The organism is Microbacterium paraoxydans (assembly GCF_900105335.1).
Classification (GTDB): Bacteria; Actinomycetota; Actinomycetes; order Actinomycetales; family Microbacteriaceae; genus Microbacterium; species Microbacterium paraoxydans.
The window spans coordinates 1,877,428-1,902,033 of record NZ_LT629770.1; the positions used below are offsets into that span (position 1 = coordinate 1,877,428).

Sequence of the window (24,606 nt, forward strand, 5' to 3'; positions counted from 1 at the left end):
GTCGAGGACGACCGGAGGAGATGAGCGTGACGAAGCAAGACACGGGGGCCATCCGCCAGGGGCAGACCGGAGCCGGAGGCGAGGAGCACCTGCGGCGCGCGCTCAGCAACCGGCACATCCAGCTCCTCGCGATCGGCGGGGCGATCGGCACGGGCCTGTTCATGGGCAGCGGCAAGACGATCTCGGTCGCCGGCCCCTCCGTGATCTTCGTCTACATGATCATCGGGTTCATGCTGTTCTTCGTCATGCGGGCGATGGGCGAGCTGCTGCTGTCGAACCTCAAGTACAAGTCGTTCAGCGACTTCGCGAGCGACCTGCTCGGCCCGTGGGCGGGCTTCTTCACCGGCTGGACGTACTGGTTCTGCTGGGTGGTCACGGGCGTGGCCGACGTGATCGCGATCGCCGGGTACACCGATGCGCTCATTCCCGGCATCCCGCTGTGGATCCCCGGCCTCCTCGTGGTCGTGATCCTCCTGGCGCTCAACCTGCCCACCGTCGCGGCGTTCGGCGAGATGGAGTTCTGGTTCGCGCTCATCAAGATCGTCGCGATCGTCGCCCTCATCGTGACCGGCCTGGTGATGATCTTCACCGGGTTCTCCCACGACGCCGGCACCGCGAGCTTCTCGAACCTGTGGGAGCACGGCGGCATGTTCCCGCACGGCTTCCTCGGATTCGTCGCCGGCTTCCAGATCGCGGTATTCGCGTTCGTCGGCATCGAGCTCGTCGGCACGGCCGCCGCGGAGACCAAGGACCCGAAGCGCAACCTCCCGAAGGCCATCAACGCCATCCCGATCCGGGTCCTCCTGTTCTACGTGGGCGCGCTCATCATCCTCATGTCCGTCACGCCGTGGACCGAGTACGTCGCCGGCGAGAGCCCCTTCATCGCGATGTTCGCCCTCGCCGGGCTCGGCATCGCCGCCACCGTCGTCAACCTCGTGGTGCTGACCTCGGCGATGTCCAGCGCGAACTCCGGCATCTACTCCACCTCGCGCATGGTCTTCGGGCTGGCACAGGACGGCGACGCCCCCCGGTTCTTCGGCCGGCTCTCGAAGCGCCGCGTGCCGCAGAACGCGCTGTTCCTGTCCTGCATCCTGCTGCTGTCCGGCGTCGTGCTGCTCTACGCGGGCAAGGACATCGGCACGGCGTTCGAGATGGTCACCACGGTGTCGGCCGTGTGCTTCATGTTCGTGTGGACGATCTTCCTCTGCAGCTACCTCGTGTACCGGCGCCGTCGTCCGGAGAAGGCGGCGACCTCGGCGTTCAAGATGCCGGGCGGCGTGTTCATGGTGTTCGTGGTGCTCGCGTTCTTCCTGTTCATCCTCTGGGCGCTGACCACCCAGCCGGACACCCTGATCGCCCTGCTCGTGACACCGATCTGGTTCGCGATCCTCGTCGTCGCCTGGCTGTTCGTGCGGAGGTCGCCGCACCACCTGGAGCGCCACGCCGCCCACATCGCCTACCTGCGCGACGACACGATCCCGGCCGACTGAGGCGTCAGGCCACCGACTCGAGGGTCGCGGGCTGGGGGGCCGCGACCTTCGGGGCGAACACACGGGGGCGGAGCGCGAGGAACAGCAGCACCATGCCGGCGGCGAGCAGCATGTGCCCCACGCCCGCGATGCCGGCGATCATCTTCGTCGACTCCTGGCCGAGCACCGTGAGGCAGCCGTGCCAGACGAGCATCGCCGAGGTCAGCACGAGCCCGGCGGTGTAGGTCCAGAAGAACCAGCCGAACAGGCGGCTCTCGGAGAGCGCGAACGCCTTCTCCACGAGCATCACCACGAGGAAGACGACGAAGCCCAGTACGAGCAGATGCGTGTGCACGAGTCCGAGCTGCGTCGGCGCCCCCTCGGGGAAGCCGTTGATCTTGGTGAACTCGCGGTAGAAGAGTCCGGAGGCGACGCCCACCAGCATGGAGGCGAACGCGGCGGTGAAGAGCCTGCGCATGGGAGTCCTTTCTGTCTGCCTCCAGCCTCGCCGTGGGGCCGTCGCTGCGGATCCATCGAACGGTTGAGACCGCGGGCGTCAGAGCAGTCCGGACTCCCTGGCGATCGCGACCGCCTTCGCGCGACTGTCGGCCCCGAGCTTCTCGAAGACGTGCACGAGGTGGGTCTTCACCGTCGCCTCCGTGACGAACAGCGCCTTCGCGATCTCCCGGTTCGAGGCGCCGGTGTCGAGCAGCCGCAGCACGTCGAGCTCGCGGCCCGTGAGCTGCACCCGCGGGGCGCGGAGGGCGCGGCCGACGCGCGCCGTGAGCTCCGGCGTCAGCGCCTGCCCGCCCGATGCGGCCTGTCGCACGGCCCGGACGATGTCCTCCGGGGCGATGTCCTTGAGCAGATACCCCGCCGCCCCGGCCTCGATCGCGCCGAGGATCTGGGCGTCGCGGTCGAACGTCGTGAGGATGAGCACCGCCGGCGCCGGGTCGAGCGCCCGGAGCGCCGCCGTCGTCTGCACACCGTCCATGCCCACCCCCAGCCGCAGATCGCAGAGGACGACGTCGGGACGCAGGTGCCGGGCGAGCACGACCGCCTCCTCCCCCGACGCGGCCTCGCCCACGACCTCGGCGTCGTCGCGGCGGTCGAACAGCGAGCGCACGCCCGCGCGCACGATGGGGTGGTCGTCGACGAGCAGGATCCGCACGGGGGTCACGACCGGCCTCCCAGGGGCAGGTGGGCGGACAGCGCGGTGCCGTCGCCGGGGGCGCTCTCCACGTCGAGACCGCCGCCGAGCTCGCGCAGTCGGGCGCGCATCGCCCGCAGGCCGTAGCCGCCGCCGGGCCCCGCCGAGTCCAGCCGCGACGGGTCGAACCCGCGACCGTCGTCGACCACGTCCAGCCGCACGGCGTCGCCGGCGTCCGCGAGGGTCACCACCACCCGGGTCGCGGCGGCATGGCTGCGCACGTTGGCGAGCGCGGACTGCGCCGTCCGCAGCAGGGCGACCTCCGCGTCGAGGCCGAGTGCGGGCAGATCCTCGTCGGCATGGAGGGTGGCCGCGATCCCGGTCTCGGCGGTCAGGCGCTCGAGCATCCGGGCGAGGGCGTCGCTCAGCGCGGAGCCGTCCAGCTCGGCGGGCATGAGGTCGTCGACGATGCGTCGGGCGTCGGCGAGCCCTTCCGCGGCGAGGGCCCCGATCTGCCCGAGCACCCGCTCCCGGCCGTCCTCGTGCTCGGCGGCCGACCGCGCCAGCAGGACGATGGACGACAGACTCTGGGCGACCGTGTCGTGGATGTCGCGCGACACCCTCGTGCGCTCGGCGGCGGCGCCGGACTCCCGCTGGGTCCGTGCGAGCTCGTCCTGGAGCGCCGCCATCTCCTGCTGCGTCGCGACGAGGGACGCGATGAGTCGCCGCCGCTCCCGCCCGTCGCGGACGAGCTCCAGGTAGCCGCGGGAGATCCCGAGGGCGAAGATGCCGCCCACCAGCGGCCCGATGACGTTCGCGTAGGTGGTCGTCCCGGTGTGCAGCAGCGGCGCGACGATGACGACGGCGAGGATGAGGATGCTGAGCAGCACAGCCCATCGCAGTCGCAGCAGGAAGCCGGCGAGCAGCCACAGCGAGAACGCCAGCCAGACGAACTCCGGCGACAGCGCCACCGCCCCCAGCCAGATGGCCGTGAGCCCCAGCAGCCAGCCGGCGGCGAGCGCCCGGTCGTCCGTGCGGGAGGAGAGCAGGAGTCCGCCGCCGTACCAGCCGAGGAAGGCGAGGGCGGTCGCGAGCAGCCACGGCACCGGGACCCCGTCGGCGAGGGAGCGGACGACGCCGACGACGGTGAGCACGACCGTGATGACGGCCTGGCCGATACGGAGCGACGTGACCAGGCGCCCCCAGGAGCGCGTGCGTCCCGTCCGCCCTCCCGGGTGGTCGGTCTCGGCGGTGTCTCCGGTCGGCATGCTGACATTCTCGTCCGCCGGGCCGATGTGCGCCTCCATCGTTCGGTCGACCCGGTTCGAATCGCCCGATTGGCGGCATCCGGCCCGGATTTGGAACCAATCAGGCGATTCGAACGGAGGTATCGTGGGGCCGATGTCGACACCGCACCCGTTCCCGGCGACGATCGCGGCGGCCGTCGACCACGAGCTCGTGATCCGGAAGTCGCGCTTCCTCACCCATGTCGCACCGGTGTCGTCGGTGGCCGAGGCCGAAGCCGTCATCGCGACGGTCCGGAAGCGCGCCTGGGACGCGAACCACAACTGCACCGCGATGGTGACCGGGCTGCACGGGGATCAGGCGCGCTCCTCGGACGACGGCGAGCCCTCCGGAACGGCCGGGGTCCCGATGCTCGAGGTCCTCCGGCGCCGCGACCTCACGGATGTCGTCGCGGTGGTGACCCGCTACTTCGGCGGGGTGAAGCTCGGGGCGGGCGGCCTCATCCGCGCCTACTCCACCGCGGTGTCCGAGACGCTCGACCGCGCCGCCCTCGTCCGTCGCGCGGCGCTCACCCAGGCGACCGTCGAGGTCCCGCACGCCGAGGCCGGCCGCTACGACAACCTGCTCCGCGACTGGGCGGCCTCCCACGGGGCCACGCTCGGCACGCCGACCTACGGGGCCTCCGCACAGCTGGAGCTGTGGGTGCCCGCCGCCGCGCTTCCGCGCCTGACCGCCGACCTCGCCGCCGCGTCCGGGGGCGCCGTGGCCCCGGTCGCCGGGATCGAGCGGATCGTCGACGTCGCGGACTGAGACCTCCCGGCGGTCGCACACCGTCCGACGGATATCCTGGACGCCGCGGTCGCGGAAGGAGAGCGATGTTCGACAGTCCGCTCTCGGCCTCGCCGTACGAGATCCTCGGCGTGGATCCGGCCGTCGACGACGCCGAGCTCCGGCGGGCGTACCGGCTGCGACTGCGGCAGACCCACCCCGACACCGGCGGCGACGCGGCCGTGTTCATTCAGGTCCAGCGCGCGTGGGAGCTCATCGGCACCGCGGAGGACCGCGCCGCGTACGACCGCCGCGCGGGCCTGACCGACGACGGCGGCGAATGGAGCGGCTGGCGCCCCCAGACCGTGCGCACCGACACCCGGCCGCGCGCCCGCTCCTACGGACACCCCGGCGGCTGGCGCCGCGAACGCTACCTCTCCCTGATCCGCGAGTGGGCGGGTCACGGGGTCGAGGTCCCCGATCCGTACGCCCCGGCCCTCGTCCGCGCCGCCCCGCGGGAGCTCCGCCGGCTGCTCGCCGACGCGCTCGCGGAGGAGGCCACGGCCCGCACGGTCTCCGACCTCGGCATGGGCTTCACGGTCTGGCACGACGTCGCCGCCGGACAGACCCCCGAGGACAAGCTCGACCACGTGGTGCTCAGTCCCTCCGGCCTCTACGGCGTCATGTCCGAGGACTTCGGCGGGGTCGTGGGGTTCCGCCGCGGGGAGATCACCGGCCCGAGCCTCGGCACCCGGGCCCCGGTCACGGCGGCTCTCGCCCGGATGCGCGCGGTGGCGAAGGCCGCGAAGGTGAAGTTCGGCGGCGCGATCGTGGTGCTCCCCGACGACGACCTCGCCCAGGCGGTCACCCCGCTCGGCAGCAACCGCGGCGTCCCGGTCGTGGTGGTGCGGCGCAGCGCGCTGGCGATGGTGCTGCGGCAGGGCGTCCCCGGGGCGCGGGCCATCGGCGGCAACGAGCTGTTCGATATCCGCACCCGTCTGCAGCAGACGGTCCGCTTCGTCTGACGGCGACGCGCCCGGCATCCCGGCATGCTCTTTTGAATCACTCAAAACACGTGTAGAGTCGAGGGCATGGAGACGGAACTCGACTCGGCGTTGCGCGACGCCGGGCTGCGTGCGACTGCGGGCCGCGTCGCCGTTCTCGAGGCTCTCGGCTCCATGGCCCACACGGATGCGGAGCGGGTCTACCGCGCCGTGTCCGACGTGCTTCCGACCACGTCGATCCAGTCGGTGCACAACATCCTCGCGGACCTGACGACGGCGGGCCTCATCCGCCGGATCGAACCGGCAGGCTCCGCGGCGCTGTACGAACGGCGCATCGACGACAACCACCACCACGTCGTCTGCACCTCCTGCGGTGCGGTCGGCGATGTGGACTGCGTCGTCGGCGAGGCGCCGTGTCTCACCCCGTCCTCGACGGGGGGCTTCACCGTGCAGACAGCTGAAGTCACCTTCTGGGGCCTCTGCCCCAGCTGCCAGAACGCCGCGTAGGCGCATCCACCGATCCCCTCCCCGAGGGTCCGTTCGGCATGTCCGCGCGGAGAAGGAGAAGACCATGACCAACCCCACCGACGCGGGCCGTCCGGCCACGACGACGCAGGCCGGAGCGCCGATCGCGAGCGACACCCACTCGCTGACCGTGGGCCCCGACGGCCCCACCGCGCTGCACGACCACTACCTGGTCGAGAAGCTCGCCTCCTTCAACCGCGAGCGTGTGCCGGAGCGCAACCCGCACGCCAAGGGCGGCGGCGCGTTCGGTGAGTTCGTCGTCACCGAGGACGTCTCGAAGTACACCCGGGCGGCCGTGTTCCAGCCGGGCGCCACCTCGGAGACCCTCCTCCGCTTCTCCTCCGTCGCCGGTGAGCAGGGCTCGCCCGACACCTGGCGGGACGTGCGCGGGTTCTCGCTGCGCTTCTACACGACCGAGGGCAACCTCGACATCGTCGGCAACAACACCCCGACGTTCTTCCTCCGCGACGCCATCAAGTTCCCGGACTTCATCCACTCACAGAAGCGCCTCGGCGACTCCGGCCTGCGCGACGCGGACATGCAGTGGGACTTCTGGACCCTCTCGCCCGAGAGCGCCCACCAGGTCACCTACCTCATGGGCGAGCGCGGCCTGCCCCGCAGCTGGCGTCACATGAACGGCTACGGCTCGCACACGTACTCGTGGATCAACGCCGAGGGCGAGGTGTTCTGGGTGAAGTACCACTTCATCTCCCACCAGGGCGTCGAGGCGATGAGCCCGGAGGAGGCCGAGCAGCTGGCCGGTTCCGACGCGGACCACTACCGTCGCGACCTGTTCCAGTCGATCGCCGAGGGCGACTTCCCGAAGTGGGACCTGTACGTGCAGATCATGCCGTACGACGAGGCCAAGGACTACCGCTTCAACCCCTTCGACCTCACCAAGACGATCTCGAAGAAGGACTACCCGCGCATCAAGGTCGGCACGCTGACCCTCAACCGCAACCCGGAGAACTTCTTCGCGCAGATCGAGCAGGCCGGCTTCGCGCCGGGGAACCAGGTGCCCGGTACCGGCATCTCCCCCGACAAGATGCTCATGGGCCGGATGTTCGCCTACCCGGACGCCCAGCGGCACCGCATCGGCGCGAACTACAACCAGCTGCCGGTGAACCAGCCGCACGCCGCCGAGACCCGCAACTACCAGCACGAGGGCTCGATGCGGTACCAGTACAACGACGCCGCGCACCGCACCTACCAGCCGAACTCCTTCGGGACCCCCGGTGGCCCCGCGGCCGACCCGGCGAAGGGCATCGAGGTGAACTGGTCGGCGGACGGCGAGCTCACCCGCTCCGCCGCGACGCTGCACGCCGAGGACGACGACTTCGGTCAGGCCGGCACGCTGTACCGCGAGGTCTTCGACGGCCCGCAGCGCGCCCGCTTCCTGGAGGTCCTGACCGGTCAGGGCCGTTCGATCACCGTCGACGCCATCCGCGAGCGCTTCTTCCAGTACTGGACGAACGTGGACGCCGAGCTCGGCGCCGCGCTGCGCGACCGCGTCTGACCCGAGACCCCGGGTTCTCCTCGAAACCCCCTCTCCGCGACACCGCGGGGAGGGGGTTTCGGCGTGTAACCGGGGTCTCGGCGCCCCGGAAGGGAGGAGTGGGGGGAGGATGGTGGGGTGGCTGTTCCCCTCTCCGACCTCACCGAGATGCCCGACCCGCAGCACGTCTACGCGGCGGACGGCACACGACTGGCGACCTACACGTGGGGCGAGCTCGACGCCCCGGTCGTGGTGACCGTGCACGGCTTCGCCTCGGGCGCGCGCGACAACTGGGTGCTCACCGGCTGGGTGCGCGAGCTGACCAGGGCCGGGTACCGCGTGCTCGCACTCGACCAGCGGGGCCACGGGCAGAGCGACAAGCCGCACGAGCCCGACGCCTACGCCATCCGCAACCTCGTGACCGACGTCGAGACCGTCATGGACACGTACCTCGTCGACGACGCGTTCTACCTGGGCTACTCGCTCGGCGCCCGCGTGGGGTGGGAGGTGGCCCGCGAGCTCCCGCATCGGATCGGCCGGGCGGTCCTGGGCGGTGTCCCCGACGGCATCCCTCTCGCACGTCTCGACCTCGACCAGGTGCGCGCGTACATCGCGGACGGCACCCCGGTGGAGGACCGCACGACGCAGAACTACATCGCGCTGACCGAGCGGGTGCCCGGGAACGATCTGCGCGCGCTCATCGCCCTGGCGGAGGGACTTCGGGGCTCCGGCACGATCGATCCCGATCCCGCGGACGCGCCGGTCGTGCCGCTGCTGTTCGCGACGGGATCGAAGGACGCGATCATCGAGGGCTCCCGGGCACTGGCCGCCGCGGCTCCCGATGCCCGTTTCGTCGAGCTCCCGAACCGCCACCACTTCAACGCCCCCGGCTCCCGCGACTTCAAGGAGGCCGCGCTCGGTTTCTTCGCCGAGTCCTGACCCCGCCGAGACCCCGTCTCCGCGCCGAGACCCCCTCCTGCATGCGTGTGCAGGAGGGGGTCTCGGCGCGAAAGCGGGGTCTCGGGGATCAGGCGGTGGCGTCCTCGCGCTTCGGGAGGACCCAACCCGCGCGGGGGAAGTGGCACGTGTAGCCGTTCGGGTACTTGATCAGGTAATCCTGGTGCTCGGGCTCGGCCTCCCAGAACGGACCGGCGGGCTCGATCGTCGTGACGGCCTTCCCCGGCCACAGACCGGAGGCGTCGACGTCGGCGATCGTGTCCCGGGCGACCTGCTCCTGCTCGGGGGTGAGCGGGAAGATCGCCGACCGGTAGCTCGACCCGATGTCGTTGCCCTGGCGGTTCAGGGTCGACGGGTCGTGGATCTGGAAGAAGAACGCCAGGATGTCGCGATAGGTCGTCGCGCTCGGGTCGAATACGATCTCCACGGCCTCCGCGTGACCGGGGTGGTTGCGGTAGGTCGCGTGGTCGTTCTCCCCGCCGGTGTAGCCCACGCGGGTGTCGATCACCCCGGGCTGGCGGCGGATGAGGTCTTCCATGCCCCAGAAGCAGCCGCCCGCGAGGACGGCCGTCTCGGTCCCGGGGGTGCGGGTGATGGTTCCGGTGTCGGTCATGACTGCTCCTCAGAGGTGTGGGTGGTGAAGAGGGGGCTGTAGCGACCGTACCCCTCCTTCTCGAGATCCTCCGCCGGGATGAAGCGGAGGGCCGCCGAGTTCATGCAGTAGCGCAGGCCGCCCTCGGCGCGGGGTCCGTCGTCGAAGACGTGCCCCAGGTGGCTGTCGGCGCCGGACGACCGCGCCTCGGTGCGGGTCATCCACAGCGAGCGGTCGGTCTTCGTTGTCACGGCGTCGGCATCGATCGGACGCGTGAAGCTCGGCCAGCCGGTGCCGCTGTCGTACTTGTCCCGGGAGGAGAACAGCGGCTGCCCGGAGACGACGTCGACGTAGATGCCGTCGTCGTGATTGTTCCAGTAGGCGTTGCGGAAGGGCGGCTCGGTGGCGTCCTGCTGCGTGACCTCGTACTGCAGGTTCGTGAGACCGCTGACGGCCTCGGGGGTCCTGCCGTAGTCGTTCGACATGAGTGGCTCCTTGTCCGACGCCGCTGGCTGCGGCGTCACAGAGGAGAACCACGGGGGCCCGGCTTTTGGTCCCGCGGGGCTGGGAGCGGGCTGGGAGTTTCCGCTCAGCCCGCATCCCGGACGACGGCGAGGTTCCGTTCCGCGGTGCGGACGATCTCCGCGACCGTGCAATCCTCCGGCCGTCGCGCGACCTTGAGGCCGAGCCAGGGCACAGCGCCCGCGGCGCGGAGCCCCGCGCGGACGTGCGCCGCGCCGAGCAGCGACGCGGACGCGGGATGGGCCTCGGCGATGGGCAGGTGCGCGTCCACCCAGGCGGGGCCGTACGGACTCTCCACCGGCGCGGCCCCGGAGAACGCGAGCCCGGTCAGCAGGCCCGAAGCCGCTGCATCGGCGATCTGCGCGGTCACCGCATCCGCGTCCCGCAGCTCGATCGCCGACCGCCCCCAGTTGAGCCAGAGGCCGACCGGGGCGCCGGCGGACCGGATGGCCGCGATCTCGGCAGCGAGCGGGAGGAACCCCTTCTCCGGCGTCTGACCGGGAACGGCGGCGTCGCAGTGCTCGATGACGAGCCGGGCTCCGCTCCAGTCGCACGCCGCGACCTCCTCCAGCGACCGGACAAGCGCATCCCCGTCTCCGCTCCCGCGGGGCGCGGTGTGCAGCATCACCACCGCGACCGATGCGGCGCTCTCGGCGGTGAGCAGCGCGACGTCGTCCGCTACGCGCCGCAGATCCGCCACCGCCGCGGCCCTCCCCTCCTCCTGCGGCGAGGCGAGTCCGTACGACGGGTCCTCGCCGAGCCGCCGCATCACGTACGGCACCGGGGTGACCGCGAGCGGCACACCCGGCACGTGGCCGAGGAACCAGGTCGGGTCGTGCGGATGCACCGCCCCCATCCACGGCACCTCGAGGCCGGCCACCCCGGGGAGCGCGCAGAGCTCCGGCAGCAGCGCGGCCTCCAGCGCCGGATCCCATCGGGCGTGCGCGGGGGACAGCGGATAGGCGCTGAGGAGCACGGGGGTCACGGACGGGCCTCGACGAGACTCCGCGCGAACCAGGACGTGATGGTGGCCGGATGGGTTATGGCCGTGCCGACGCAGACCGCGTAGGCCCCCGCGGCGATCGCGGCGGCGGCGTGCGCCGGGGTGTGGATGCGGCCCTCTGCGACGATCGGGCGCGTGCTGCGTGCCGCGATGAGGCCGATGAGCTCGAGGTCGGGGCCGTCGCTCTTCGGACGCTCCCCGGTGTACCCGGACAGGGTCGTGCCCAGGATGTCGGCACCCGCGGCTTCGGCGGCGATCGCGTCGTCGAGGGAACCGCAGTCGGCCATGATGAGCGTGTCGGAATGCGCGCGCAGCCCCACGATGGTCTCCGCGAGGGTACGGCCGTCGGGCCGGGGGCGTCGGGTGCCGTCGATCGCCACGATGTCGGCGCCCGCGTCGGCGACGGCCACGGCATGTTCCAGTGTCGGCGTGATGAAGACGTCGGCATCGCCGTCCTTCCACAGCCCGATGATCGGCACCGGAAGCTCGGCGACCGCGCGGATGTCGTCGATCCCCTGCACGCGGATCCCGGCGGCGCCGCCGACGAGGGCGGCGTCGGCAATCTGCGCCATGGTGCGCGGGTCGCGCATCGCCTCCCCGGGGTACGCCTGACAGGAGACGATCAGGCCGCTGCGCAGGCGTTCGAGGATGGGGGTCGGTGTCATGGTCGCCTCCAGGCGGATGCCGCCGCTCCCCGCAGCGGCGCGTCGTCGCCGAGGGTTCCCGGCAGGATGGGGGTGTCGTGCAGGGCGTCGATGGCCTCCGCGTGGAAGGCCGCCCGCAGGGAGTCCCACCACAGCTCGCCGATGCGCGGCACGCCGCCGGTGACGACGATCCGCTCCGGGTCGAGGAGGGTCGCGGCTCCCGCGAGGGCGCGGCCGACGGCGGCGGCGGAATCCTGGACGGCGCGCACGGCGAGGGAGTCCCCCGTGCCGGCCGCGGCGGCGACCCCGCGCGCATCGCGCAGCGCCGCATCGCCGCCGAGCGAGAGGTAATGCCGGTGCAGGCCGATGCCGGAGCCGAGGGCCTCGAGGTGTCCGCTGCGGCCACAGGGGCAGCGGAGGTGCGCGGCGCCCGGGATGGGGAGGTGCGCGAGCTCGCCCGCCACGTGGTGGGCACCGCGCACCGGACGGCCGTCGAGGATGACGCCCGCGCCGACCCCGGTGCCGACGGCGACGACGAGGGCGCTCGAGGCTCCGGCGGCGGTCCCGTGGAGGTACTCCCCCGTGGCGTGCGCGTCGACGTCGTTCTGCACGGCCACCGGCGCATCGGCGGGGAGGCGGTCCGCGAGGGCTCCCCGGATCAGGGCGGCCAGCGGAGTGCCCGGCCAGTCGGCGAAGGTGTCGGTGGCCGACACGATCGTCCCCGTCCGTGCGTCGACCACGCCCGCGGTGCCGATGCCGACGCCGACGAGCGCGGACTCCTCGTCGAGCAGTTCCTGCGCGAGCGCGGCGACGGTCGCCACGACGGCGGCGGGTCCCGCGCTCGCGGGGGTCGGCGCCGCGGCGGTGCGCAGCAGCGCGTCCGCCCGGTCGGCGAGCGCCGCGGCCGTCTTGGTGCCGCCGATGTCGACGGCGAGGACGACCTCGCGCATCAGACGGCGACCGGAAGCAGACCGAGCTCGTCGAGGATCGTGCGGATGCCGGCGACGGCCTCCGGCGTGAGCGGCTCCACCGTGTCGGCCATCGTCGCGTGGTCGATGATGCCGCGCGCGTGCATCGCCGCCTTGAACGCCCCGACGCCGGTGGCGTCGCCGGACAGCCCCTGCGGCTGGAACACGATGTCGAAGAGCCGGTTGATGCGCTCCTGCTCGGCCCGGGCGGCCGTCCAGTCACCGCTCTGCGCGGCCTCCCAGAGGCGCACGTAGCCCGCGGCCTCGACGTTCGCCAGGCCCGGGACGACACCCGCGGCACCGACGAGGGCCATCGCGTCGACGACGACCTCGTGCCCGGTGAGCAGCTGCAGCGGGCGACCGGCGGCCTCGTTCGCCGCGATCAGTCGGCGGAACCCGACGTCGTCGCCGGACGAGTCCTTCACCCCCTGGATCACGCCCTCCCGGCCGAGCTGCACGAGCAGGTCGATGCCGAGCTTGGAGTGCACCCGCACCGGCACGTCGTAGGCCCAGAGCGGCACGTCGATCGCGGCGGCGATCGTCCGGAAGTGCGCGGCGACCTCGGCCGGCGAGTTCAACGTGTACAGCGGCGCGGTGGTCACGATCGCCTGCGCGCCCGCGGCCGCGAGCCGACGGGCCGTCTCGATGATGCGCGGGGCCGTGAGCTCGATGGCGCCGGCGATGACGGGCACGCGTCCCGCGTTCGCGGCGACGATCGTCTGCAGCAGCTCGACGCGCTGGTCGTCGGTGAAGTAGGCGGTCTCGCCGGTGGAGCCGAGCGCGAACAGTCCGGAGACGCCCTCCCCGATCAGGCGCTCGACCAGGCGGGTGAGCGACGCGTGGTCGATCGCCCCGTCGGGGAGCAGCGGGGTGGCGACCGGCGGGACGACGCCGGAGAACGACAGGGCGGGAGCGGGGGAAGGCATAGGGGTTCCGTCTTTTCAGTGGTGGGGTTCGAGCAGCGAGGGCGCGGCGCCCAGCAGCGTGCGGGTGTAGGGGTCGGCGGGGTCGTCGAAGACCCGGGCGGCGTCGCCGTGCTCGACGACGCGGCCCTTGTTCATCACGGCGATCTCGTCGGAGAGGTAGCGGACGGTCTGGATGTCGTGGGAGATGAAGACCATGCCGAGCCCGAGCTGCTGCTTCAGGTCGGTCAGCAGGTTCAGGATCTGCGCGCGCACCGAGACGTCGAGGGCCGAGGTCGGCTCATCGGCGACGATGACCTGCGGGTCGAGGACGAGGGCCCTGGCGATCGCGACGCGCTGCCGCTGGCCGCCGGAGAGCTGACTGGGCAGCGCCTCCAGCGCCGACGACGGCAGCCCCACGAGCCCGACGAGGTCGCGCACCTTGCGCTCCCGGCTCGCCGGGGAGCCGAGGCGATGCACCTGCAGCGGATCCAGGAGCGCGTCCCGCACGGTCATGCGGGCGTTCAGAGCCGTCGCCGGGTCCTGGAAGACCACGGAGAGGATGCGTCCCAGGCGCTTGCGCACCGCGGGGGTGAAGGAGCGCACGGTCTCACCGTCGAAGACGACCTGACCGCTCGTGGGCTTCTCGAGGCCGATCAGCACCTTCGCGGAGGTGGACTTGCCCGAGCCGGACTCGCCCACGATGCCCAGCGTCTGTCCGCGGCGGACCGTGAGCGAGACCCCGGCGAGGGCGTCGACGTAGTGCGGGCGGAACAACGACGAGCTGCGGGCCCGGTAGCGGACGTGCACGTCCTGCAGCTGGATGACGGGTTCGCTCATCGTCCTGCTCCGATCGGTTCGACGGGCGCATCGGCAGGATGCGCGGAGTAGTAGTGCTCGGTGCCGTCGATGTGCCGCCGCACGGGTTCCACGCCGGCGTACCGGGCGGGGTCCGTCGAGCGCGGCGCGAAGCGGTCGCCCTGCGGGAAGTCCCGCGGGGAGGGGACGACACCGGACACCTGGTGCAGGCGGTCGGAACCGGCCTCGATCGAGAGCACCGCCCCGAGCAGGCCCTGGGTGTACTCGTGGACGGGCTGCGTGAGCACCTCGCGTGTGGTGCCCTGCTCCACGACCTGGCCCGCGTACATCACCGTGATCCGGTGCGAGAGCTCGGCGACGAGGGCGAGGTCGTGCGAGACGAACACCAGTGCGAACCCGAGCTCCCGCTGCAGCCGCATCAGCAGCTCCACGACCTGCGCCTGCACCGTCACGTCGAGGGCCGTGGTGGGCTCGTCGGCGATCACCAGCCGCGGGTCGCGGGTCAGGGCCATCGCGATGAGCACGCGCTGCCGCTGGCCGCCCGAGAGCTCGTGCGGGTACGAGGCGAGCGTGCGCTTCGGATCGAGACCGACGAGCTCCAGCAGCTCCTCGGCCGTGCGGGTGCCGCCGCGGGAGGTGAGCTGCTTCATCTGCGCGCGGATCAGCATCGCGGGGTTCAGCGAGCTCAGGGCGTCCTGGTAGATCATCGCGATGTCGTGGCCGCGCAGCGCGTTGCGCTCCTTCGGCGTCATCCGCAGCAGATCCTTCCCGTCGAACAGGATGCGCCCGCGGACGTCGGCCTTCGGATCGAGCAGCCCCATGATCGCCAGCGAGGTGATGGACTTGCCGCACCCCGACTCCCCCACGAGCGACATGGTCTCGCCGGGGCGCACGGTGAAGCTGACGTGGTCGACCACGTCGACGTCGCCGTGGCGCGGGAAGGAGATGCAGAGATCCTGCACCTCGAGCAGCGGCGCGGCGTCTCCCGTGTAGACCAGGCGGTCAGTGCGGGAGAGTTCGCGGACACGCAGCTCGGCGAGGCGCTCCGCCAGCGGCACCGTCTCCGCGGTGGGCACGAGCACGTCGGGCACGCCGCTGGGCACCGAGAGGTTGACCGCGGTGTCGACCGTCGGGATGACGTGGGTGTCGTCCGGGGCGGCGGCCTCCTCCAGGTCGTGCGTCGACTCCTCCGTGTTCGCGGCGTCGGCGGTGATCTTCCTGGCGCGCGGCGAGACCATGGCGTCGGTCATCCCCTCGGACAGGATGTTGAGGCACAGCACGGTGATCATGATGAGGATGCCGGGGAAGAACGTCGCCCACCACGCCCCGCTCATGAGCAGGTTCCGGCCCGCGGCGATGACGTTGCCCCAGGACGGCTCAGGATCGGGCACACCGGCCTGAAGGAACGACAGCGAGGCCTCGAACACGATCGCGTCGGCGACGAGCACCGTGGCGAAGACGAGCACGGGTGCCATGGCGTTGCGGGCGACGTGCCGCACGATGATCCGCGGCGTCCCCGCGCCCATTACGCGGACGGCCGAGACGTAGTCCTCGCCGTACTGGTCGAGGATGTTCGCCCGGACGATGCGGGTCAGCTGCGGCACGTAGAGGAATGCGATCGTGAGCACGAGCACCGGCAGCGACTTGCCGAACACCGCCACGAACACCGCGGCGAGCGCGATGCCGGGGAACGACATGATCACGTCCATGACCCGCATGAGGGTCTCGGAGATCCACTTCGGCGCGGTCGCGGCGATCGTGCCCAGCACGCAGGCGACGGCGAGGGCGACGAGGGTGGCCCCGAGCCCGATAACGAGGGAGTAGCGGGCCCCGTAGACCAGTCGGGAGAAGATGTCGCGACCCTGCCGGTCGGTGCCGAACCAATGCTCCGCACTCGGCGGCTGCACCGGGGAGCCGGAGGCGAGCGGGTCGTACGGCGAGATCAGCGGAGCGAGGATCGCGGCGAGCGCGATGATCGCGAGCACGGCGAGGCAGATGATCGAGCCGAGGGAGAGACGGCCCCAGCGGAGGCCGGGGACGGAGAGCCGTTCCGTGAGTCTGCGTCGCATGTCACACCGCCCGGATTCGAGGATTGATGAGCACGTACAGGAGGTCGACGATGATGTTGATCACGACGAACGCGAGCGCGACCGCGAGCGTCACGCCCTGCACGAGGTTGGGTTCGTTGTTGGTGACCCCGTTGAGGATGAGGGTGCCCATCCCCGGGATCGCGAAGATGATCTCGATCACCACGGCGCCGCCGAGCAGGTACCCGATGCGGAGACCGAGCACCGTCACGGGGGTGATGAGCGCGTTGCGCAGCACGTTGCGGCCGACGACGATCACCCGCGGGATTCCGGCGCCGAGGGCGGTGCGCACGTAGTCGCGATCGAGCTCCTCGACCATCGAGGTGCGCACGACCCGGGAGAGCTGCCCGATCACGGGCACGGCGAGTGCGACCGCGGGAAGGGTCATCCGGGCGAGCCACCCGGACGGGTCGTCGGCGAAGGCCGGCAGCGGGCCCGAGGCCGGCAGCACCCCGAGCGCCAGGGTGAACACCTGGATGAGCAGGATCGCGAGCCAGAAGGAGGGCGTGGACAACGCGGCGACGCCGAAGACGCGGATGACCTGGTCGGGCCAGCGGTCGCGGTAGACGGCGGCGAGGACGCCGATCACGAACGCGACGAGGACCGCGATCACCAGACCCAGGAAGGTCAGGGCCAGCGTCACCGGGAAGGCCCTGGCGACCTCGTCGACCACCGGCAGGCTGCGGGCGGAGTACGTGCCCAGGTCGCCCTGGACGAGGCCGATCAGGAAGTTCACGTAGCGGACGAACAGCGGGAGGTTCAGCCCGTGGTCTTCGCGGTACGCCTCCAGCGCTTCGGGGGAGGCGGTCTCGCCGAGCGCGGTGCGTGCCGGGTCGACGGGCGAGAAGGACATCACGAAGAAGACCAGGAACGTGATGCCGAGGATCATCAGCGGCAACTGCAGCAGTCGCCGGCCGACGAGGCGGAGCGTGTGGGACACGTGCCGCTCCTTCCGGGGGTGGGGTGGCGGGGGCGCGCTCTTCGGGCGAGCGCGCCCCCGCCCGGTCGGGCAGGTGCTACTTCGCGGCCACGCCGACGTCGAGGAACGACAGTCCGGTCGTGGGGACCGGCTGGAAGCCGACCAGCTCCTGCGAGCTCCAGGCGGTGGGCAGCTTGCGGTGGAACAGCGGGTACAGCACGGCCTGGTCGGAGATCAGGTCGTACGCCTGGTTCCAGGACTCCTGCTGCTCCTCGCCCTCCTGGGTGACGGCGGTGTCGAGCAGCGTGCGCAGCTCGGCGTACTCCGGGGAGTCGGCCCAGGCGGTGCGCGTCTGGGTCCAGACGTTCTCGCCGTACCACCAGTTCATGAGCAGGTCGGGGTCCACGCCGAACACCGACGGGTCTCCGGGGGCGATGGCGACGGTGTAGTCGCCGGAGTCGACCTTCTCGTACATCGACGCCGACTGGCTGATGTCGAGGGTGGTGTCGATGCCGATCGCGTCGAGGGACCCCTTGATGAGCGGGGCCACCTCCTTCACCCATCCGGTGTCGGTCATGCGCAACGTGATCGCGAGGTCGGAGACCCCGGCCTCCGCCAGCAGCTCCTCCGCCTTCTCCGGGTAGTACGAGTAGACCGTGGAGGCCTCGTGGTAGTTCGGGTAGTCCTCGGGCAGGAACGACGTGGCCGGGGTGGCGTTGCCGAGCATGCCGGTCTCGATGATCTTGTCCATGTCGAGCGCGTAGTGCAGCGCCTGGCGGACGCGGACGTCGTCGAACGGCTCGGCCTTCGTATTGAACATCATGAAGAGGAGGCCGAACGACTGCACGCTCTCGACCTCGGACGAGGCGGCCAGTCCGTCGGCGTCGATGTACGGCACGTCCTCGATCGCCTGCACCGTGCCGGTCGACATCGCGGTGACGCGGGCCGAGGCGTCGGCGAGGAGGTTCCAGTTCATGCCTGCGGCGAGCGCGGGACGCGGGCCGTTGTAGTCGTCGTACCGCTCGAAGACGATCTTGTCCTCGGGCACGGCGGAGACGAGGGCGTAGGGACCGGAGCCGACCGGGTTCGCGCCGAACTCCTCGGGATCGGCCTCGACCACGGCCTTCGGCACGATCTTGACGACGCCGAGTCGATCGTCGATGAGGGAGAACGGGTAATCGGTGGTGATCCGGACGGTGTCCTCGTCGACGGCCGTGACCGTGTCGATGAAGTCGACGAACGAGCGGAACAGGGAGTTGTTCGCCGGGTCGAGGACGCGCTCGTAGCTGAAGACCACGTCGTCGGCGGTGACCGGGTCTCCGTTCTGGAACGTCGCGCCTTCGCGGAGGTCGATGTCGTAGGTCGTCTCGTCGACCTGCGTCGGGAAGTCGGCGGCGAGGGCGGGGGCGGGCTCCTGCGTGACGGGGTCGAGGTCGATGAGTCCCTCGAAGATGTGCCAGTTCGCCGAGACCGTCACGGCGCCTGAGGCGACCATCGGGTCGAAGCTGCCGTTCAGGGTGTACGAGATCCCGGCTTCGATGATGCCGTCCGGGTCGATGTCGCTCGCGGCGGGGCTCTCGGCGGTGCCGGCGGCGCCGCCGCAGCCGGCGAGGGCGAGGGACGCGGCGACCGTGCCGGCGACCGCCATCGCGAGACGACCCGCGCGGCGGCGGGTGCTGTGTCGGTTCATGTGTGCTCCAGGTGGTGGGGGGCGACGCCTTGAGGACATCAGACGTCTGATGTACTCTAAACACACGTTCGACCGGATCACAAGAGTGAGAGGATCGGAGCGTTTCCGGCAGGCAGGAGAGGGACCCTATGAAGTCCACCACGGGGAGGGCGTCGCGGATGCGGCGAGCCACGACGGCGGATCAGATCAAGCAGCTCATCCTCACGCGCGGACTCACTCCCGGCGATCCCCTGCCGACCGAGGCCGAGCTCTGCGAGGAGCTCGACGTGTCGCGCTCCTCGGTCCGCGAGGCGATCCGTACGCTCTCCACCCTCGACATCGTCGACGTCCGGCACGGACACGGCACCTACGTGGGCCCGATGTCGCTGGACCCGATGGTCGAGGCGCTCGTCTTCCGGGGTGTGCTGTCCCCCGAGGGGTCGCTGCAGGCCCTGCGCGAGGTCGTCGAGGTGCGCCTCGCGCTCGACCTCTCCATGGCCGAGCGCGTGGTCGAGGCCGCTCAGGCGCAGGCGGACCCGGAGCTCGACGAGCTCGTCGCCGAGATGGTCGACAAGGCCGGCCGCGGCGAGTACTTCCTCGACGAGGACAGGGCGTTCCACACCCGCCTCTTCGGCGCCATCGACAACCGTCTCGTCGGCCAGCTCGTCGGAGCCTTCTGGGACGTGCACACCGCCGTGCTCCCGCAGCTCGGCATCGCGCAGCCCGACGACATCCACAAGACCGCCAAGGCGCACGGTGACATGCTGGACGCCGCGCGCTCCGGCGACGTCGAGCGCTACCGCCAGGCCGTCATCGAGCACTACCAGCCGCTGCAGCGGGTGCTGGCGACCGCGGAGGACGTGCGGGCCTGAGCTGAGGAGTCGGTAGTCTGACTTTCCCACCACGGAAAGAGGACCCGCATGTCCGTTGGACTGCTCGCCGTCGTCGACGACATCCTGAGCGCCGCGATGAAGGCGTCGGCGAAGGCCGCCGGAGTCGTCATCGACGACGCCGCCGTGACCCCGCAGTACGTGCAGGGCCTCACCCCGGCCCGCGAGCTCCCCGTGGTCGGCAAGATCGCCCTCGGGTCGCTGGTGAACAAGTTCGTCATCATCATCCCGATCGCGCTGCTGCTCACGGCCTTCGCGCCGTGGGTGCTGCCCTACCTGCTCATCCTCGGCGGCTCGTACCTGTGCTTCGAGGGCGCGGAGAAGGTGCTCGAGTGGTTCGGCGTGCAGCACGGCCACGCCGACGAAGGCGCCCGCGACGAGAGGAAGCTCGTGCTCGGCGCCGTCCGCACCGACCTCATCCTCTCGACGGAGATCATGCTCATCTCCCTCGCCAGCCTCGACAAGGGACTCGGCATCTGGTCCACCCTCGCGATCCTCGCGGTGATCGCGCTGGTCATGACCGTCGCGGTGTACGGGGCCGTAGCGCTCCTGGTGAAGATCGACGACATCGGCCTGAAGATGGCGAAGAACCCGGCGCAGCGCGTCCGGCACACCGGCACCCGCATCGTCCGGTCCATGCCCGCGGTCTTCCGCTTCATCAGCGTGCTCGGCACCGTCGCCATGCTGTGGGTCGGCGGGCACCTCGTCCTCATCAACCTCGGCGAGGTCGGGCTGCACGCCCCGGCCGACGTTCTCCATGCGGTCGAGCACGCGCTGGAGCCCCTCGGCGGCTTCGTGGTGTGGGTGGTCGACACGATCATCTCCGCGATCGCCGGTCTCGTCTGGGGCCTCGTGATCGTCGGGGTCGTCCTGGGCGTCGCGAAGCTCTTCGGCAGGAAGCCGAGCTTCCACGAGGGCGAGGCCTCTCCCGCCGACATCCACGTCTGAGTCCGTCGCGGCGGGGGTGACGTAGTCTCGACGCCATGCCTGCGAGTCGCACCCTGCACCGTTCGACGCGTGACGCGGATCGATGGTTCCGCGAGCAGGGCCTTCCCACCTTCGTACCGCTGCGCCGGTGGTTCACCGATCTGCCGCGCCGCGTGGCCCCGCTCATCGCCTGGGTCGCCGTCGCCGCCTACCTCTTCCAGGACGGCATCGAGGCGGTGTACGAGGTCGCGCTCGACGATGCGGCCGAGGACGCCGCCTTCGTGGCCGTCTTCGCCTTCGTCATCTTCGTGATCGCGGTGAGCCTGGCGTGGGGGGCGTACTACCTCGTGCGCACGGTGCTGCGCCGGCTGCGTCCGCCGGCCGGCACGACGCTCGCGCTTCTCGTCATCGCGGGGGCACTCGCCTTCCTGGTGGCCTCCGGCTACGTCGATCACCCGGGCGCCACCGTGGGGCCCGTCCTCCGCGCGCTCCTCGTGCTCGCCGTCTGCGTGCTCGTCACCGGCATGGGCGGCGGCGCCCTGCTCGGCTGGGCCTCCCGACTCGCCGTGCGCAACGCCTCCGCGATCGGACACATGGCCTCCATCGCTCTGCCGGTGATCCTGATGCTCGTCGTCTTCGCGTTCTTCTCGGCGGAGGTGTGGCAGATGGCGTCCGCCCTCTCCTGGGGGTCGATCGCACAGGTCGGGCTCGTCGTCGCCGTCCTCGCCGGCATCGTCGTGCTGCGGGTGAGTGCTTCGGAGATCGACGACGGATCCCCACCCCCGACCGCGGAGCAGCGCACCGCACTCCTCGTCGGCACGCCGGCGGAGGGCGCAACGGCAGCCGACGGCGGCCGCCTCCCGCTCCGCGCACCCCAGCGCATCAACATCCTGCTCGCCATGACCGTCGCCCAGCTCGTGCAGGCACTCTTCTTCACCGGCCTCATCGCGGCCCTGCTCATCGTGATCGGCGGGATCGCCGTGCCGTCGGGCATCATCGGGATCTGGCTCGGTTCCGGCAGCGCCGCGCAACCGCTCGCCGTGCAGCCGCTGGAGTTCTTCGGGCAGAAGCTCCCGCTCACAGTGAACCTCCTCAAGGCGGCCACGCTGCTGGCGGTGATCGCGGCGCTGCCCTTCGTCTTCTCGGCCGTGAGCGAGGCGCGGTACCGCGAGCGCTTCTTCGACCCGATCATGGCCGACATGCATCGCGCCATCCTCGTGCGCGACGAGCTCGGACGCCGCGGCGCACGCTGACGTCAGGTGCCGCCCCCGTCGATCCTGCTAACGTCGGCGTGCGCACCCGAAGCGCGAAGAAGGAAGAACCTGCGATGACCGCCGTGCACCTCAGGCCCGCCGAGAGCGCCGACCTCGACACGATCACCGAGATCCACAACCACGCCGTCCTGCACACGACCGCGATCTGGAACGAGGAGGCGGTGGATCGCGCCGACCGGGAGGCGTGGCTCGCCGACCGGACCGCGCGCGGCTGTCCCGTCATCGTCGCCGCTGACGAGAGCGGCGTCGTGGGCTATGCGTCCTATGCCCAGTGGCGCCCGCACAGCGGTTACCGCCTCACCGTGGAGCATTCCGTCTACGTGCGCGGCGATCAGCGCGGACGCGGCATCGGCACGCTCCTCATGACGGAGCTCATCGTCCGGGCCCGGGCAGCCGGGATGCACGTGATGATCGGCGGTGTCGAGAGCGGCAACACCGCCTCCCTCACCCTCCACGAGCGCCTCGGATTCCGGGAGGTGGGCCGCATGCCCCAGGTCGGCGCGAAGTTCGGCCGGTGGCTCGACCTCAGCATGCTGCAGCTCGTGCTCGACGAGCGCCCCACCCCCGACGCGGCGCTCTAGCGATGGACTTCCTGCAGTGGCTCGTCGACGCCTTCTCCTCGTCCTGGGTGCTTCCCGGTGGGCAGACCCTCCTGGTGCGTGAGGTCGTCGGGAACGCGTTCGGACTCGCGAGCGCCCTCGGGGGCATGCGGCGCAAGGTCTGGGCGTGGCCGGTCGGCATCGTCGGCAACGTCCTGCTGCTCACGGTGTTCCTCGGATCCGCCCTGAGCCCCGACCCGTCGCTGCCGCATCTCCTCGGTCAGGCCGGGCGGCAGATCATGTTCATCGCCGTCGCGATCTACGGGTGGATCCGCTGGCGGAATGCCGACGGCGGTCGCATCGTGCCGCGGTGGGCGCCGACCGGGGCCCGCATCGGTCTGGTCGTGGTCCTCGTCGTCGGAACCGTGGCGCTCACCCCCCTGTTCCGCGCCCTGGGTTCGTGGGAGCCGGTCTGGGCCGACGCCTGGACCTTCGTCGGGTCACTGCTCGCGACCTACGGCATGGCCAAGGGCTGGACCGAGTTCTGGCTCATCTGGATCGCCGTGGACGTGGTGGGGGTGCCGCTGCTGTTCAGCTCCGGCTACTACGCGACCGGCCTCATGTACGTGTTCTACGGCGTCTTCACGGCGGTCGGGTTCGTGATCTGGTGGCGAGCGCAGCGACAGGCCGCGCGCCCGATCGAGATCCTCCCTCCCGACCCGAGCCCCCGCCGTCCGGACGAGGAGGCCTGAGCCGCACCGCGGATTGTTTCCGTGCGTGTCGCCGTCGCTCGCCCCGGCCCCGTCCGGTCCCGTTTCATGGGGGCATGACCCGGCAGATCCGCTTCAACGCCTTCGACATGAACTGCGTCGCCCACCAGTCGTCCGGCCTGTGGCGGCACCCCGACGACCGGTCGCGGCAGTACAACACCATCTCGTACTGGACCGACCTGGCGAAGCTGCTGGAGAGCGCGACCTTCGACGGGATCTTCATCGCCGATGTCCTGGGCACCTACGACGTCTACGGCGGTACGAACGAGGCCGCCATCCGCAACGGCGCCCAGGTACCGGTGAACGACCCGATCCTCCTGGTCAGCGCGATGGCCGCGGTGACCGAGCATCTGGGGTTCGGCGTCACGGCCGGCACCGCGTTCGAGCACCCCTACCCGTTCGCTCGGCGACTCAGCACGCTCGACCACCTCACGCAGGGCCGCGTCGGCTGGAACGTCGTGACCGGGTATCTGCCCAGCGCCGCGCGGAACATGGGCCAGGAGGACCAGCTCGCCCACGACGACCGCTACGACCACGCAGACGAGTACGTCGAGGTGCTCTACAAGCTCTGGGAGGGGTCGTGGGAGGACGACGCGGTGGTGGAGGACCGCGAGCGCGGGATCTTCACCGACCCGTCGAAGGTGCATCCGATCCGGCACGAGGGGAAGCACTTCTCCGTGCCCGGCATCCACATCTCGGAGCCCTCGCCGCAGCGGACTCCCGTGATCTACCAGGCCGGCGCCAGCCCGCGCGGGGTGCGGTTCGCGGCGGAGAACGCCGAGGCCATCTTCGTCGCCGCGCCGTCGAAGGAGGTGCTCGCCGGGACCGTGAAGCGCATCCGCGACGCCCTCGAGGCGGCGGGGCGCGACCGTCATGACGCCCGCATCTACACGCTGCTGACGGTGATCACCGCGGCGACGAGCGAGGAGGCGGCCGCGAAGCATGCCGAGTACCTCTCCTACGCGAGTCCGGAGGGCGCACTCACCTTCATGTCGGGGTGGATGGGCGTCGATCTCTCGCAGTACGCCGAGGACGAGCCGGTCGGGAACGTCGAGTCGAACGCGATCCAGTCCGTGCTGCAGCACCTCAAGGAGGAGGCCGACCTCGGGCGCGAGTGGACCGTGGGCGACTTCGGCCGCCATAACGCGATCGGCGGGCTCGGCCCCACGATCGTCGGCTCCGGGGTCGAGATCGCCGACGAGCTGCAGTCCTGGGTCGAGGAGACCGACATCGACGGCTTCAACCTCGCGTATGCGGTCACCCCCGGCACGTGGCAGGACGTCATCGAGCACGTCATCCCGGTGCTGCGAGAGCGCGGCGCCTACCCCGAGGAGTACGTGCCCGGCACGCTCCGCCACAAGCTGCACGGCCGCGGCGACCGGGTCCAGCCCACGCACCGCGCCGCCCAGTACCGCCTCTGACCCCGTTCGAATCGCCCACTTTGCTGCAAAACGGCCGGTTTTGCCGC

General features: G+C 71.0%; 25 protein-coding genes. 12 read left to right on the forward strand and 13 right to left on the reverse strand.

The window, feature by feature from the left end; genetic code table 11:
- Positions 1-20 precede the first annotated feature (20 nt).
- Positions 21-1,490: a D-serine/D-alanine/glycine transporter gene (gene cycA / locus BLU02_RS09400; RefSeq protein WP_060923540.1), complete on the forward strand. Its 1,470-nt coding sequence runs from the start codon at positions 21-23 to the stop codon at positions 1,488-1,490.
- Between the two features lie 4 nt (positions 1,491-1,494).
- Here the strand turns inward: cycA and BLU02_RS09405 are convergent, their stop codons facing one another.
- The 3 genes from BLU02_RS09405 to BLU02_RS09415 form a co-directional block, all read right to left on the reverse strand.
- A complete protein-coding gene (locus BLU02_RS09405) occupies positions 1,495-1,947 on the reverse strand; it encodes a DUF2871 domain-containing protein (RefSeq protein ID WP_060923539.1) in 453 nt (150 codons plus the stop codon).
- A gap of 78 nt (positions 1,948-2,025) precedes the next feature.
- Entirely contained in the window at positions 2,026-2,649 is a 624-nt protein-coding gene (locus BLU02_RS09410) for a response regulator (RefSeq protein ID WP_083370952.1), read from the reverse strand.
- On the reverse strand, positions 2,646-3,887 hold the full coding sequence (locus BLU02_RS09415; protein ID WP_083371080.1) for a sensor histidine kinase: 1,242 nt from the start codon (positions 3,885-3,887) through the stop codon (positions 2,646-2,648). Before BLU02_RS09415 ends, BLU02_RS09410 begins: the two co-directional genes overlap by 4 nt.
- Positions 3,888-4,020: 133 nt before the next feature.
- Between BLU02_RS09415 and BLU02_RS09420 the strand changes: the two genes are divergently transcribed.
- From BLU02_RS09420 to BLU02_RS09440, 5 genes are all read left to right on the forward strand, one after another.
- Complete coding sequence (locus BLU02_RS09420) at positions 4,021-4,674, forward strand: IMPACT family protein (protein ID WP_060923252.1); 654 nt, start codon at positions 4,021-4,023, stop codon at positions 4,672-4,674.
- A 65-nt stretch (positions 4,675-4,739) separates the two neighbouring features.
- Positions 4,740-5,657 (forward strand): J domain-containing protein, encoded by a 918-nt coding sequence (locus tag BLU02_RS09425; RefSeq protein WP_060923253.1) that lies wholly within the window; start codon positions 4,740-4,742, stop codon positions 5,655-5,657.
- A 66-nt stretch (positions 5,658-5,723) separates the two neighbouring features.
- Positions 5,724-6,143 (forward strand): Fur family transcriptional regulator, encoded by a 420-nt coding sequence (locus BLU02_RS09430; protein WP_025102779.1) that lies wholly within the window; start codon positions 5,724-5,726, stop codon positions 6,141-6,143.
- A 64-nt stretch (positions 6,144-6,207) separates the two neighbouring features.
- Positions 6,208-7,677, forward strand: coding sequence for a catalase (locus tag BLU02_RS09435; RefSeq protein ID WP_025102780.1), 1,470 nt, complete (start codon positions 6,208-6,210; stop codon positions 7,675-7,677).
- Between the two features lie 117 nt (positions 7,678-7,794).
- Complete coding sequence (locus BLU02_RS09440) at positions 7,795-8,595, forward strand: alpha/beta fold hydrolase (protein ID WP_105950655.1); 801 nt, start codon at positions 7,795-7,797, stop codon at positions 8,593-8,595.
- An 88-nt stretch (positions 8,596-8,683) separates the two neighbouring features.
- Here the strand turns inward: BLU02_RS09440 and msrA are convergent, their stop codons facing one another.
- The 10 genes from msrA to BLU02_RS09490 form a co-directional block, all read right to left on the reverse strand.
- Positions 8,684-9,226, reverse strand: coding sequence for a peptide-methionine (S)-S-oxide reductase MsrA (gene msrA, locus BLU02_RS09445; RefSeq protein ID WP_025102782.1), 543 nt, complete (start codon positions 9,224-9,226; stop codon positions 8,684-8,686).
- Entirely contained in the window at positions 9,223-9,690 is a 468-nt protein-coding gene (msrB, locus tag BLU02_RS09450; protein WP_060923254.1) for a peptide-methionine (R)-S-oxide reductase MsrB, read from the reverse strand. The genes msrA and msrB overlap by 4 nt, the downstream gene beginning before the upstream one ends.
- Before the next feature lie 104 nt (positions 9,691-9,794).
- Positions 9,795-10,712 carry a DUF4862 family protein gene (locus BLU02_RS09455; protein WP_060923255.1) on the reverse strand — a complete coding sequence of 306 codons (918 nt, stop codon included), beginning with the start codon at positions 10,710-10,712 and terminating at the stop codon, positions 9,795-9,797.
- Positions 10,709-11,395, reverse strand: a complete 687-nt coding sequence (locus tag BLU02_RS09460; RefSeq protein ID WP_060923256.1) for an N-acetylmannosamine-6-phosphate 2-epimerase — start codon at positions 11,393-11,395, stop codon at positions 10,709-10,711. Before BLU02_RS09460 ends, BLU02_RS09455 begins: the two co-directional genes overlap by 4 nt.
- The gene (locus BLU02_RS09465; protein ID WP_083370953.1) at positions 11,392-12,324 is read right to left on the reverse strand and encodes an ROK family protein; all 933 of its coding nucleotides are present in this window, start codon (positions 12,322-12,324) and stop codon (positions 11,392-11,394) included. The genes BLU02_RS09460 and BLU02_RS09465 overlap by 4 nt, the downstream gene beginning before the upstream one ends.
- Positions 12,324-13,268: a dihydrodipicolinate synthase family protein gene (locus tag BLU02_RS09470; RefSeq protein ID WP_060923412.1), complete on the reverse strand. Its 945-nt coding sequence runs from the start codon at positions 13,266-13,268 to the stop codon at positions 12,324-12,326. The genes BLU02_RS09465 and BLU02_RS09470 overlap by 1 nt, the downstream gene beginning before the upstream one ends.
- Before the next feature lie 15 nt (positions 13,269-13,283).
- Positions 13,284-14,084 carry an ABC transporter ATP-binding protein gene (locus tag BLU02_RS09475; protein WP_060923411.1) on the reverse strand — a complete coding sequence of 267 codons (801 nt, stop codon included), beginning with the start codon at positions 14,082-14,084 and terminating at the stop codon, positions 13,284-13,286.
- Entirely contained in the window at positions 14,081-16,132 is a 2,052-nt protein-coding gene (locus tag BLU02_RS09480; protein ID WP_060923410.1) for a dipeptide/oligopeptide/nickel ABC transporter permease/ATP-binding protein, read from the reverse strand. The genes BLU02_RS09475 and BLU02_RS09480 overlap by 4 nt, the downstream gene beginning before the upstream one ends.
- A gap of 1 nt (position 16,133) precedes the next feature.
- The gene (locus tag BLU02_RS09485) at positions 16,134-17,090 is read right to left on the reverse strand and encodes an ABC transporter permease (RefSeq protein WP_060923409.1); all 957 of its coding nucleotides are present in this window, start codon (positions 17,088-17,090) and stop codon (positions 16,134-16,136) included.
- Positions 17,091-17,166: 76 nt separating this feature from the next.
- Positions 17,167-18,759, reverse strand: coding sequence for an ABC transporter substrate-binding protein (locus tag BLU02_RS09490; protein ID WP_083370954.1), 1,593 nt, complete (start codon positions 18,757-18,759; stop codon positions 17,167-17,169).
- A 128-nt stretch (positions 18,760-18,887) separates the two neighbouring features.
- Here BLU02_RS09490 and BLU02_RS09495 point away from each other — a divergent pair, with 128 nt between their 5' ends.
- From BLU02_RS09495 to BLU02_RS09520, 6 genes are all read left to right on the forward strand, one after another.
- Positions 18,888-19,610: a FadR/GntR family transcriptional regulator gene (locus BLU02_RS09495; RefSeq protein WP_060923475.1), complete on the forward strand. Its 723-nt coding sequence runs from the start codon at positions 18,888-18,890 to the stop codon at positions 19,608-19,610.
- A gap of 48 nt (positions 19,611-19,658) precedes the next feature.
- On the forward strand, positions 19,659-20,576 hold the full coding sequence (locus BLU02_RS09500; RefSeq protein WP_060923476.1) for a DUF808 domain-containing protein: 918 nt from the start codon (positions 19,659-19,661) through the stop codon (positions 20,574-20,576).
- 35 nt (positions 20,577-20,611) lie between these two features.
- Positions 20,612-21,808, forward strand: coding sequence for a hypothetical protein (locus BLU02_RS09505; RefSeq protein ID WP_060923477.1), 1,197 nt, complete (start codon positions 20,612-20,614; stop codon positions 21,806-21,808).
- Between the two features lie 74 nt (positions 21,809-21,882).
- Entirely contained in the window at positions 21,883-22,410 is a 528-nt protein-coding gene (locus BLU02_RS09510; RefSeq protein WP_105950663.1) for a GNAT family N-acetyltransferase, read from the forward strand.
- Between the two features lie 2 nt (positions 22,411-22,412).
- Positions 22,413-23,120, forward strand: a complete 708-nt coding sequence (pnuC, locus tag BLU02_RS09515) for a nicotinamide riboside transporter PnuC (protein WP_060923478.1) — start codon at positions 22,413-22,415, stop codon at positions 23,118-23,120.
- A 74-nt stretch (positions 23,121-23,194) separates the two neighbouring features.
- On the forward strand, positions 23,195-24,559 hold the full coding sequence (locus tag BLU02_RS09520; protein ID WP_083370955.1) for an LLM class flavin-dependent oxidoreductase: 1,365 nt from the start codon (positions 23,195-23,197) through the stop codon (positions 24,557-24,559).
- Positions 24,560-24,606: the final 47 nt, after the last annotated feature.